This window comes from Loktanella agnita (assembly GCF_046640325.1).
Lineage (GTDB): Bacteria > Pseudomonadota > Alphaproteobacteria > Rhodobacterales > Rhodobacteraceae > Yoonia > Yoonia agnita.
In genome coordinates, this window is sequence record NZ_JBJMBF010000003.1 from 134925 (window position 1) to 147549 (window position 12625).

The 12625-nt window shown below is 59.5% G+C and carries 9 protein-coding genes; 8 read left to right on the forward strand and 1 reads right to left on the reverse strand.

Going from position 1 to position 12625, the window contains the following annotated elements; all coding sequences use genetic code 11:
• Position 1 precedes the first annotated feature (1 nt).
• Entirely contained in the window at positions 2-1714 is a 1713-nt protein-coding gene (locus ACJ5NV_RS04380) for a trypsin-like peptidase domain-containing protein (protein ID WP_411642407.1), read from the reverse strand.
• 174 nt (positions 1715-1888) lie between these two features.
• Here ACJ5NV_RS04380 and ACJ5NV_RS04385 point away from each other — a divergent pair, with 174 nt between their 5' ends.
• The 8 genes from ACJ5NV_RS04385 to glmM all read left to right on the forward strand — a co-directional run bounded on the left by ACJ5NV_RS04385 (position 1889) and on the right by glmM (position 12560).
• Positions 1889-2809 carry a glycine--tRNA ligase subunit alpha gene (locus tag ACJ5NV_RS04385; RefSeq protein WP_411642408.1) on the forward strand — a complete coding sequence of 307 codons (921 nt, stop codon included), beginning with the start codon at positions 1889-1891 and terminating at the stop codon, positions 2807-2809.
• Positions 2809-3330, forward strand: a complete 522-nt coding sequence (locus ACJ5NV_RS04390; RefSeq protein ID WP_411642409.1) for a DUF6446 family protein — start codon at positions 2809-2811, stop codon at positions 3328-3330. Before ACJ5NV_RS04385 ends, ACJ5NV_RS04390 begins: the two co-directional genes overlap by 1 nt.
• Entirely contained in the window at positions 3330-5579 is a 2250-nt protein-coding gene (gene glyS, locus ACJ5NV_RS04395; protein WP_411642410.1) for a glycine--tRNA ligase subunit beta, read from the forward strand. Before ACJ5NV_RS04390 ends, glyS begins: the two co-directional genes overlap by 1 nt.
• Positions 5580-5842: 263 nt before the next feature.
• Positions 5843-8350 (forward strand): putative PEP-binding protein, encoded by a 2508-nt coding sequence (locus ACJ5NV_RS04400; RefSeq protein WP_411642565.1) that lies wholly within the window; start codon positions 5843-5845, stop codon positions 8348-8350.
• A 177-nt stretch (positions 8351-8527) separates the two neighbouring features.
• A complete protein-coding gene (locus tag ACJ5NV_RS04405) occupies positions 8528-9196 on the forward strand; it encodes a cell wall hydrolase (protein ID WP_411642411.1) in 669 nt (222 codons plus the stop codon).
• A gap of 96 nt (positions 9197-9292) precedes the next feature.
• Positions 9293-10210, forward strand: coding sequence for a dihydroneopterin aldolase (locus tag ACJ5NV_RS04410; protein WP_411642412.1), 918 nt, complete (start codon positions 9293-9295; stop codon positions 10208-10210).
• Positions 10207-11220, forward strand: a complete 1014-nt coding sequence (folP, locus tag ACJ5NV_RS04415; protein WP_411642413.1) for a dihydropteroate synthase — start codon at positions 10207-10209, stop codon at positions 11218-11220. The genes ACJ5NV_RS04410 and folP overlap by 4 nt, the downstream gene beginning before the upstream one ends.
• A complete protein-coding gene (gene glmM, locus ACJ5NV_RS04420; RefSeq protein WP_411642414.1) occupies positions 11217-12560 on the forward strand; it encodes a phosphoglucosamine mutase in 1344 nt (447 codons plus the stop codon). Before folP ends, glmM begins: the two co-directional genes overlap by 4 nt.
• Positions 12561-12625 lie beyond the last annotated feature (65 nt).

The window sequence follows — 12625 nt, forward strand, 5'->3', positions numbered from 1 at the left end:
TTTACCAGCAGCTGACGCTCAGGGTCATTTCGGAGGCTTGCTTTGTCAGCGCAACGGGGGAGATCGTGGCCGTGCTGCCTGCTGGGGTGCCCGATACGCCGCTTTTTACCATGAGGGCCATGATCTGAGCGGCATCGACGGAAAAATTGACCTCTGACGGTAAGACACGGCTGATGCTGTCAGCGCGGGGCAGGAGCATGCCCAGCACTGCGCCTGTTTCGTCAAAGACCGGCCCGCCTGCGTCGCCGGGCCGGGTCAGGACGGACAGCCGGTTCAGGCGCGTGTCCCCCGACAGGTTGCGCAGATCGGCCACCTGCCCAAAGGTCAGTGTTGGTGTGCTGAGCGCCCCGTTAAACGGGTAGCCTGCGACGGCGATCTGGTCTTGTACCTGGGGCGCATCGGTCCTAAAGCGTGCCACGCTGATTGCGGTCGGCGGGATGTTAGGCCGCAAAAGCGCAATGCCAAGATCATCGTCTGTCAAAATAACCGCTGCATCAGTGTTCCGGTCCAGCGTGATCCTTGTGCAATTCTGCACCGCGTCTGGCGTGGTTGCGACTGTGCCGTCAGCGCCGACATAAAAGCCCGACCGCGACAGGCGTGGCTGGCTGAGAGCACGGCCCGCCATCATGTCGAGGCCCTGATTTTCAACCGCGGGTACGATATTTGGGTCGAGCACGCCGTCGCGCCGTTCGAAGCTGTCAGTCATTTGTGCCAGAATACGGGTGCGGCGCGGGTTGTCGCCTTCGGGCCAGATGAGGCTGAAGCCCTTGATTGCGCCATCCTGTAGGCTGACGCTGGTATAGGAATGGATGCCGCCGCCGATCCCTTCGATTTCAAAGCCTGTATCGGACAGGTTGCGCGCGCCATCCGCCGGGACGAAGTCGAGGATTTGGAAAACCTCGTAAAGAGTTGCGAGCGTTTCTGCGTTTCCTTCCTGACTGATGAAAAGTACCAGCGCATCCGGGATGTCGCCGCTGGCTTCGAAGCGGACGAAGGGCGGTTTATATTCAGTGAAGCGGACCACATTTGTGGGGACAAGCATCTGAATGCCGGATGCGTTGTCGCGCACCAACCGCATATTCATACCATCAAGAACGCTGTTATAGCTGTCCAGAAGCTCTGCCCGCTGTTGGGTGGTCAATATGCCTGTGCCCGGTTTATTGCTGGCCTCTTGCCAGGATTGCATAGCACTGCGGGTGCTGACGCCAAAGGCGCCATCAATCGTGCCGTCATAATGCCCGGCCCAGTGCAGCGCTTTTTGCAGTTCCTGCCGGTCCGCGCGGCTGAGGTCTGCTTCGGAGGCTGTTGCCTCTGCCGGGGTTTCGTCCGCGGCGTCCAAGAGAGTGTCACTGTTTCGGGTGGGTTCGGCTGGGGCTGGGGCAGCGGTGCTGCCGCCGATGGGCCAGAACTGTTCTTTGAAGTAGCGCCCATTCTTGACGAAAGCATCGCGTGGCACCGCGTTCCGGGCCTGCAAAACGGCAAGTGCGCGCTGGGCCTGCGGTTCTTCTGAATAGGGGCCGATGAAGATCGCGTAGAACCCATCGCCGAGATAAAATCCCGCAACGTTGTCCACGCCTGTGGCAAATTCGCGCGCCCGGTCCTGTGCCCGTGTCGCTGTTTGATGCGCTTCGATCTGGACCCAGAACGTGTCCTGCGCCGCGGCGGTGAATGTCGACAAAACAAAAAACACAAATGCGGCGAGAGCTTTGAACATTGGTCCTCCAGATGCGACGGTTCCGGCCGTCAAGTGACGCCTCTGCTCTATGTCGGAAAGCATGGGGTTAGGCCATGCGCTTTTCCCGATCGCGACTGAATGTGCAATTCGTTGCCCAATTGACCCTTGCCGCAGGGCATCCTATGCAGCCGGGTAAAGCAGACGAGGGTTAAAATGGCAGAAAAACCGCGCAGTTTTCAGGAGATCATCCTGCGGCTTCAGACCTATTGGGCGTCCAAGGGATGCGCGATCATGCAACCCTATGACATGGAAGTTGGTGCAGGCACGTTCCATCCGGCCACGACGTTGCGTTCATTGGGCGAAAAACCTTGGGCAGCCGCATATGTGCAGCCGTCGCGCCGCCCCACCGATGGCCGCTATGGTGAGAACCCGAACCGTTTGCAGCATTATTATCAATATCAGGTGCTGATCAAACCCAGCCCGCCGGATCTGCAAGAGCTTTACCTTGGATCACTGGCAGCGATTGGTGTCGATGCAACCCTGCATGACATTCGCTTTGTCGAGGATGACTGGGAAAGCCCGACGCTGGGTGCTTGGGGCCTTGGCTGGGAAGTTTGGTGCGACGGGATGGAAGTTAGCCAGTTTACTTACTTTCAGCAGGTTGGTGGTCATGACTGCAAGCCTGTGTCCGGTGAGCTGACCTATGGGTTGGAGCGGCTGGCGATGTATGTGCTGGGTGTCGATCACGTGATGGATATGCCGTTCAACGATCCGCAATCGCCAACCCCGCTGAGCTATGGTGATGTGTTCAAACAGACTGAGCAGGAATATTCCCGCTGGAATTTCGATGTGGCTGACACCGACACGTTGTTGCAGCACTTCAAAGATGCAGAGGCCGAGTGCCAGCGTATTCTGGCAGTCCCTGCCGACGATCCCAAGACCGGCAAACGGATCATCATGGCCCACCCGGCCTATGACCAATGCATCAAGGCGTCCCATGTGTTCAACCTGCTGGATGCGCGCGGCGTGATCTCTGTCACGGAACGTCAGGCATATATCGGGCGGGTGCGGGCGCTGGCCAAGGCCTGCGCGGATGCGTTTGTGCAGACCGATGCGGCGGGGGTTGCGGCCTGATGGCACGCTTTATCTTAGCGGGGATGCTTGTGATTGCTTTGATTGCCGGTGCGGCGCTGTATTACCTACAGGTCTATGCGTTTTACGACGAAGTGAACGCAGAGGTGGCGGATGTGCGTTTGACCTCTGTCTCCTCTGGTCAGGCAGAGTCGGTTAGTGTCGCGGCCTATCAGGCGGTTGATGCCGATAGCAGCCCGATCCGGTATCGTGCCTGTTTCACCATGCCGCTGAGCCAGGCGATGCTGACCGAAACCTATGTGGTCTATGACGCGCCAGAACCGCGGGTCGCCCCTGGCTGGTTTGATTGCTTTGACGCCGCGCAGATTGGTGAAGACCTGCAGACGCAGGCGATTGCGTTTCTGGGCGTTGAAAATATCCACTATGGGATCGACCGTATTGTGGCGGTCTATCCTGATGGTCGGGCCTTTGCCTGGCACCAGATCAATGAATGTGGCGCGGTTGTCTTTGATGGTGACCCTGTGCCTGCCCACTGTCCTCCTGTTCCTGAAAGCCAGAACTGATGCCTGATCTTCTTATTGAACTGTTTTCCGAGGAAATCCCCGCGCGTATGCAAGCCCGCGCGGCTGATGATCTGAAAAAGCTGGTCACGGATGGTCTGGTCGAGGCGGGTTTGACCTATGCCGGGGCGGCTGCGTTTTCGACGCCGCGTCGTTTGGCCTTGTCGATCAGCGATCTGACAGGTGAAAGCAAAGCCACACGCGAAGAGCGCAAAGGCCCCAAAGTGGGTGCGCCGGATAAGGCGGTTGACGGCTTTCTGCGCGGCGCCGGTGTTGCGCGCGAAGATCTGGAAGTCCGCGACGATAAAAAGGGTCAGGTCTATTTCGCGGTGATCGAAAAGCCAGGCCGCATGGCTGCTGATATCGTGGCCGAGGTGCTGGAAAAGACGATCCGCAACTTTCCTTGGCCGAAATCCATGCGTTGGGGTGCGGGCCAGTTGAAATGGGTCCGCCCGCTGCATACGATCCTATGCGTCCTGTCGGATGATGCTGGCGCGAATGTGGTGCCGCTGGATGTGGATGGGATCGTGTCGGGCAATAGCACGCGCGGCCATCGTTTTCTGGCCCCTGATGCGTTCACCGTCACCGGATTTGACGATTACGAGGCAAAGCTGAAACGCGCCCATGTGATCCTGCGTGCCGATGAGCGTGCCGAGATGATCTGGCACGAGGCCACCAATCAGGCCTTTGCGCTGGGGCTGGAGGTGGTCGAGGATCGCGGATTGCTGGCCGAAGTCGCAGGGCTGGTGGAATGGCCTGTGGTACTGCTGGGCCGGATTGACGATGATTTTCTGGGCCTGCCGCCAGAGGTGCTGCAAACCTCGATGAAGGAACATCAGAAATTCTTTTCCGTGCGCAACCCCAAGACCGGGCGGATTGAGCGTTTTGTGACAGTTGCAAATATGGAGACCGCCGACAATGGCGCGACCATTTTGGCGGGCAACCAAAAGGTGCTGGCCGCCCGTCTGTCGGATGCAAAATTCTTTTGGGAAAACGATTTGCGCGTGGCGAAGGCGGGGATGGAACCTTGGCTGGACAGCCTTGGCGACGTGACCTTCCATAACAAGCTGGGGTCGCAGAAGGACCGGATTGAACGGATCGCAGCACTGGCGCGTGAGATTGCGCCAAGCGTGGGGGCCGATCCTGATTTGGCGGAACAGGCGGCACGGGTGGCCAAGGCCGATCTGTCCTCGGAAATGGTCTATGAATTCCCCGAATTGCAGGGGCTGATGGGCCGGTATTATGCCGAGGCCGCAGGTCTGCCCGCCGAGGTCGCGCAGGCCGCGCAGGAACATTATTCGCCGCTTGGCCCGTCAGATGATGTGCCGACTGCGCCGGTGTCCGTCGCCGTGGCGCTGGCCGACAAGATCGACACGCTGACCGGGTTCTGGGCTATTGACGAGAAACCGACCGGGAGCAAGGACCCCTTTGCGCTGCGCAGGGCCGCGCTGGGGGTTATTCGGTTGGTGTTGGAGAATGGATTGGTAGTCCCTATCCTGAAACTCGCTGAGGCTGGTGTTTTTGGCTCCCGCTATTCCATTACGCACTTGATGGATCTCAAAGCGCAACTTCGGGATGCGCCGACGATCACCGCGAACCAGCCAAAAGATTACTATAGTTGGGAAAAATTCTTCAGAACTAAGGCTCAGTATGACGAGTTCGTTGCTGACATTGAGAATAGTTTGTCCGAAATCAATGTATGGATGGCCAGAGCAAGTGAAATCGCATCTGATCTTCTCTCCTTCTTCCACGACCGCCTGAAAGTCTTCCTCAAGGACAAGGGCATTCGCCACGACATCATCGACGCCTGCATTGCCATGCCGGGGAATGATGACCTGACACTGCTGGTCAAGCGGGCCGAGGCGCTATCGGCGACACTGGCCACCGATGACGGGGAAAACCTGATTCAAGGGTTCAAGCGCGCCAATAACATCCTGACTCAGGCCGAGGAAAAGGATGGTGTTGAATATTCCTATGGTGCTGACATCAAATTCGCAGAAGAGCCTGCTGAAAAGGCGCTGTTTGCGGCCCTTGATGCTGCAGATGCAAAGATTGCTCCGGCGATGGCGGCCGAAGATTTCAGCACAGCAATGGCGGCGATGGCGGCATTGCGGGGGCCGATTGATGCGTTCTTTACAGATGTGCAGGTGAATGATGACCGGCAGGTCGTGCGTCGCAACCGGTTGAACCTGTTATCACGCATCCGCAAAATCTGTCTGGATGTCGCGGATTTGACGAAGATCGAAGGCTAGCCTCGGCGATTTCCACCTTTCCGCACGGTCGATAGGCCGGGCAGCGCCCGACCGCCCCCATGGGCGGGCGCTTTGCTTCCGCCCGCGGTCGGGCACTGCCCTCAGTGACCAGAACTCTGGCGCGCAGTACGAACTGTCGCAAAACTGTTAACGTCGCTTTACGCGGGGCGCTGCTTTCTCCTATTGTGCGGGACAGAGAGGATGCCGCAGTGCAGCAAGAGACGATATTTGAGCCCGTGACCCTGATCACGCCAACCGCGCCGATGAAGACCAATGTCTTTGGCGGGCGGGCGAAGTGTTTGCAGCGTCTGATCCGGATGGAATTACCTGTGCCGGTCACTGTCGCCCTATCTTTTGAGGCGGTGCATGACATTGCGGTGGGCCATATGCCGGACATGCCTGCGCTGCTGGCCCCGTTCGGGGCGCAGCCGTTGCTATCGGTGCGGCCATCCAGCGAAGATCCGGATTGGGGCGGGCCGGGCGCGATCCTGAATATCGGGATGAACAACGACCGTCTGACTGAAATGACCGATCTGATCGGGGCAGAGGCCGCCCATTCGCTTTATCTACGTTTCGTGCAGTCCTACGCGGTGCATGTGGCCCGATTAGACCCGGATGAGTTTGACCTGCCCGCGCTTGCCGATGCCCGCAGTTTGCAAGTGATGCTGGACGCCTATGAAATGGAAACCGATGAGCCGTTTCCGCAGGACCCTGCCGTGCAATTGGCCGAGGTGCTTCGCTCTATGGCGCGGGCCTGGGACGGGACGACGGCCCGTTTGCTGCGCCAAGCAAAGGGTGCCCCGGCGGATGCGGGCTTGGGTCTTGTTGTGCAGGCAATGGCGCTGGGCGTGGGGCAGGGCGAATGCGGCTCTGGCGTGATCCAATATGTCGACGAGCAGACCGGCGCGCCCAAGATCAAGGGCCGCTATCTGGGCCAGAGCCAAGGGCGCGAGGCGCTGGGCAATGCTGCTGGCGCGATCTATCTGACGCGCGATGCACGGGGGCAGTCGCTGGAAGAGCTGTGTCCGGAGGAGTTCACGCGCCTGGTGGAGTATGGCGCGCTATGCCGTGTCCGTCTGCGCGAAGAGATGCAGGTGGAATTTACCATTGATGATACCGGGCTGCATATTCTGGATGCGGTGCGCTTGCAGCGATCTTCGCGCGCCGCCGTGCGGATCGCGGTGGCACTGGCCGAGGATGGCATCATTCCCCGCGAAGATGCGGTGATGCGGGTGGAACCTTCGGCCTTGTCGGAATTGCTGCACCGACAGATCAGTCCGCTGACCCGGCGCGATATCATCGTGCGCGGGATTGCCGCCAGTCCGGGCGCGGCCCGGGGTCGGATTGTTTTGACTGCCGCCGAGGCGCAGGCGAGTGCAGCCCGTGGTGAGACTTGCATTCTGGTCCGTCGCGAGACGACCCCTGAGGATATTCGCGGCATGCATGCTGCCCAAGCCGTGCTGACGATGCGTGGCGGAGTGACCAGCCATGCGGCGGTGATTGGCCGGGGCTTGGGCGTGCCTTGTGTTGTTGGTGCCTCTGATCTGGTGATCAACCGCAAGCGCAGTCAGATCATTGCCCCTGATGGTCGTCGCTTCGCCGCCGGAGAGATGATTACGGTTGATGGCACCACGGGTCAGGTGTTGGCGGGCGAGCCTGCCATGCTGGAGGCCGCGCTGGATGGCGCGTTTCAGACCTTGCTCGACTGGTCCGACGCTTTTCGCGATATCGGCGTGCGGGCCAATGCGGATACGCCGGCTGATGCGCAAACTGCCCGCAATTTCGCGGCCGAAGGGATCGGGTTGTGCCGCACAGAGCATATGTTCTTTGAGGATGACCGTCTGGGTGTCATGCGCGAGATGATTTTCTCGGAAGGGAGCGATGATCGCCGCGCGGTGCTGGACCGTTTGCTGCCGATGCAGCGCGAGGATTTTGCCGCCTTGTTCAGCATCATGAGCGGCAAGACCGTCTGTGTCCGATTGTTTGATCCGCCGCTGCATGAATTTCTGCCGTCTGACCGGGCCGGCATGCGCGATCTGGCAGAGCAGCTGGCCCTGCCGCTTTCTGTCGTGGTGGAACGGGTCGATGCGCTGAGCGAATACAACCCAATGCTGGGGATGCGCGGGGTTCGTCTGGGGATCGCGATCCCTGAAATCTATGACATGCAAGCCCGCGCGATCTTTGAGGCGATGGTGGCTGTGGGCCGCAATGGTACCGAGATTTCGGTGGAAATCATGATCCCGCTGGTGAGCGCTATGCGCGAGGTGGAACTGGTCAAGGCCCGCGTCGATGCGATTGCCAATGCTGTTCGCGCCAAGACCCGGATGACGTTTGACTATCATTTGGGGGTGATGGTGGAAACGCCCCGTGCCGCGTTGCGTGCCGCAGATATCGCAGAACATGCATCGTTTTTGTCTTTCGGCACCAATGACCTGACCCAGATGACCTATGGTCTGTCCCGCGACGATGCGGGCCGGTTCATGTCGGCCTATGTGCAGCAGGGCGTCTATCCCGAGGACCCGTTTCACACGATGGACGTCGAAGGTGTGGGCGAGCTGATTGCGATGGGTGCTGCGCGTGGCCGTGCGCGTCGCCCGGATGTGGTGTTGTCGATCTGTGGCGAACATGGTGGCAGCCGTACCGGTATCGAATTCTGCCGCAAGCATGGGTTCGACTATGTTTCGTGTTCGCCGTTTCGGGTGCCGGTTGCCCGACTCACCGCAGCGCAAAGTGCCCTGCGTGATTCGCGAAAAACGATAACGAATTCGTAACTTTTGTGTCACTGGCAAGCCTATCTACCCGATATGGCGGGATAATGCCGATGACACACAGTTGATGTTGCCTAAGCGGAGACAGTTAGCCGCAGGGGTAGACGTATGCGTCACTTTCCCCTATTGGATGCCCCGCTTGCGTGGGGCACTTCCACGCTGTTTCCTGGGTGGGATGACATGAACATTTCAAAGGCGATATGCGCCGCGATTTCAGCGGCCAGTATTCTTTTATCCGGAACGACAGTATCAGCGGATGAGCTGCTTGCCAGCCGTCTTGGCGCGCTTTTGGGTCAGGAACGACAAGCCCTGTCGGTGGTGCCGGACAGCCGCATGAGTTTGCTCACCAGCTTGCCGCCGGCGGATGAACGGGGTGTCGCAACCCAAAGCGGCGTGATCTATGACCGCGCTTATCTTGCCTCTCAGCCCGCTGCCACGGGAAGTGAAGAGTGGGAATGCCTTGCCGAGGCCCTGTATTTCGAAGCACGCGGTGAAAGCGTGCGCGGTATGTTTGCGGTGGGTGAGGTGATCCTTAACCGCGTGGATAACCGGTCTTACCCCGATACGCTGTGTGCTGTGATCAATCAGGGCACGGGCCGCAAGTTTGCCTGCCAGTTTACGTATACCTGCGACGGGCTTGCCGAGGTGATCGCCGAAGAGCGTGCCTGGGAGAGGGTGGGCAAAGTGGCACGCCTGTTGATGGATGGCACACCGCGCGCCCTGACAGGTGGCGCCACGCATTACCATACGCGTGCAGTTAACCCGTCATGGGCACAATTGTTCCCCCGCACGGCGGCGATTGGGTCACATTATTTTTATCGCCAGCCGATCCGGACGGCGTCCAAGTAAGTCGTATCGCGGCGCCAAAGCGCTGTGCCCGATGCTTGCCCCGGATCGCGCCCGCGCGTATGCCCCCGGTGACACCAACTGAACCGGGATCACCCGATGACCGACGATATCCGTCTTGCCTTTGCCCATCCAAGCGAGCGGGCAGAGGCCAGCAGCAATACCCTTTGTGACCGCATTTCGCTGCGTGATTACGTGGTTGAGGTGGAAATCGGTGCCTTTCAGCAGGAACGTGGCACGTTACAGCGTGTTCGGTTCAATGTGGTGGTTGAGGTGTCGCCGCTGGGCCCGATCGACGACGATGTGGATCGTATCCTATCTTATGACAAGGTGACCGAGGCGATCGGGGTCGAACTTGAAGCCGAGCGGATCAACCTGCTGGAAACGCTGGCTGCCCGTGTGGCCGAGCGTATTCTGCTGGAACCCCAAGCAGAACGTGTTTTTGTACGGATCGAAAAGCTGGATCGGGGGCCTTATTCGTTGGGGGTGGAGATCGTGCGCGCCCGTAATGGTGCCCAGCATGCCGGGCAGACCCATGTAGAGGCTTCGCATCCGCGTATTGTTTACCTGTCCAATACCGCCATCGCCGCCCCGCATTTGCCCGGCTGGATCGACCAGCTGGCGGCTGGGGATGCGCCCCTGATTTTCTGTGTTGGCCCGGCGGATATGTCCGCCCCGCAGGTGGGCAATGCGCTGGCGCAGCGCCGTATCGACCTGTTGGCGATTGAGCAGAATGCATGGCTGCTCGCTGCCCGTGATCGCCGCTGCATGGTTGTTGGAACCCGGACAGAGCTGGATTGGGCAATGAAGAACGACCAGATTTGTATCTGGGCCCCGTCGAAAATTGTGCTTGATGCTGTCGATGGCCCTGCTGCTGGCCCCCATGATGCGGTTGCCTTGGTCGCATGGTTCGCGGCTGAGATGCAGGCGAAAGAGCTGCTGGTCATTGGGGCAGAGGCACCGGCTGGCCCTTTCCCGGCGCGAACCGTGGATGTGACGCAGGCGGATTTGTCATGACGTTTTACTATCGTCCGCTGGCCCAATGGGGGCCGGATCGTCCTGCTGACGCCCATGACCTCGCTGGGGGATGGAGCTGGTTTGCGAATGTGGCGGTGCACGCGCGCGGTGAAGACACCCGTATTGTGTCAGCTAGCGACTTACCTGCCGCCGCGCTTGAGCGTCTGACCGCGACCCACCCGGAGATTGCGGGTATGGCCATGGACCGTCCCCGGTTGATGGGCATTCTGAATGTGACGCCGGACAGCTTTTCCGATGGCGGGCGTTTTGCCGATCCGGGTGTGGCGGTGCGCCATGCACAGAATATGATGAGCTTTGGCGCGGATATCATTGATATTGGAGGGGAAAGTACCCGTCCGGGCGCGGCCTTTGTGCCTGTTGCGGACGAGATTGCGCGCACGGCCCCGGTGATTGCGGCGATATGTGCGCAAAGCGATGTTCCGATCTCTATTGATACGCGCAAGGCGGCTGTGGCTGCGGCTGCGATGGAGGCGGGTGCGCGTTTGATCAATGATGTTGCGGCGCTGACGTTTGATCCAGAGATGGCGCAAACCGTGGTGAATTCCGGTGCGCCGGTCTGTCTGATGCATGCGCAAGGGGATCCTGCGACGATGCAGGATGATCCGCGCTATGATGACGTGTTGCTGGATGTGTATGACTTTCTGGAAGAGCGCATCGCCTTGGCAGAGGCGGCGGGTGTGCCGCGCGCAGGCATCGTCGTCGATCCGGGGATCGGTTTCGGCAAGACCATGGACCACAACCTGACCTTGCTGCGCGGGTTGTCTTTGTTTCATGGGTTGGGCTGTCCGATCCTGCTGGGTGCGTCGCGTAAACGCTTTATCGGGACGATTGGCGGCGGGCAGGGCGCGTCGGACCGGGTATCGGGGTCGGTTGCCGTCGCGTTGGAAGGCGTGCGTCAGGGCGTGCAAATCCTGCGCATCCACGATACGTTTGAGACGAAACAGGCATTGGACCTGGCATGGGCAATCAACGGGGCAGAGACGCGATGACACGCAAGTTTTTTGGTACGGACGGGGTGCGGGGCACGGCGAATACCTATCCGATGACCGCTGAAATGGCCCTTAAAATCGGCGCGGCGGCCGGGCGCTATTTTCGCAATGATGGCTCTAACGGGCATCGCGTCGTGATTGGCAAGGATACGCGCCTGTCTGGCTATATGTTTGAAAACGCGCTAACGGCTGGCCTGACGAGTACGGGCATGAATGTGCTGCTGCTGGGGCCTGTGCCGACCCCTGCGGTGGGGTTGTTGACCACATCCATGCGGGCGGATCTGGGGATCATGATATCTGCCAGCCACAATCCGCATCATGACAATGGGATCAAGTTCTTTGGCCCTGATGGGTTCAAGCTGTCGGATGAGGCTGAGGCCGAGATTGAAAGCCTGATTGAAGGTAAGATCGCGCCGGTGCAGGCCGCGAATATCGGGCGTGCCCGTCGGATTGATGATGGTCGTTTCCGCTATGCCGAACGGGTGAAATCAACCTTTCCGCATGGCATGCGTCTGAACGGCCTGAAGGTCGTAATTGATTGCGCCAATGGCGCCGCGCACCGGGTGGCACCAGAGGTGCTGTGGGAATTGGGGGCTGAGGTGATTCCTGTGGGCGTGTCACCCAGTGGTCTGAATATTAATGATAATTGCGGATCGACCAGTACCGCGACCGCCGCCGCCAAGATCGTAGAGACTGGCGCGGATGTGGGGATCTGCCTAGATGGCGATGCGGATCGGGTGATGATCCTTGATGAAAATGGCCAGGTTGCTGACGGTGATCAGCTTATGGCGCTGATGGCAGGCCGTTGGGCCGATCAGGAACGGCTGAACGGCGGTACGCTGGTTGCTACGGTCATGTCTAATCTGGGGTTGGAGCGTTATATGGATGGGCGCGGGCTGCGTCTGGAACGGACCGCGGTCGGCGACCGCTATGTGGTTGAGGCGATGCGCGCCAATGGCTGGAATCTAGGCGGCGAACAGTCAGGCCATATCGTGATGACGGATTACGCCACGACTGGGGACGGGCTGTTGGCGGGGCTGCAATTCCTTGCGGCGATGATCGAGACGGGCCAGAAAGCCAGCGCGCTGAGCAAGAGCTTTGAAACCGTGCCACAGATGCTAAAGAACGTCCGCTACGCCGCCGGACAGACCCCGCTGGAGAGCGCGCGGGTGAAGTCGGCCATTGCCGACGCAGAGGCGAAGCTGAGCGGTAAGGGTCGTTTGCTGATCCGTAAGTCGGGCACAGAGCCGCTGATCCGCGTGATGGCGGAATGCGAGGATGACGATCTGTTGGTGCAGGTTGTAGATGGGATCGTTGCAGAGGTTGAGGCTGCAGCTTAAGCACTTGTTTACCGACATTTGTGCACGTCTATGCCGATAGTAATGCTTGGTCTCGCAAGTGTTTT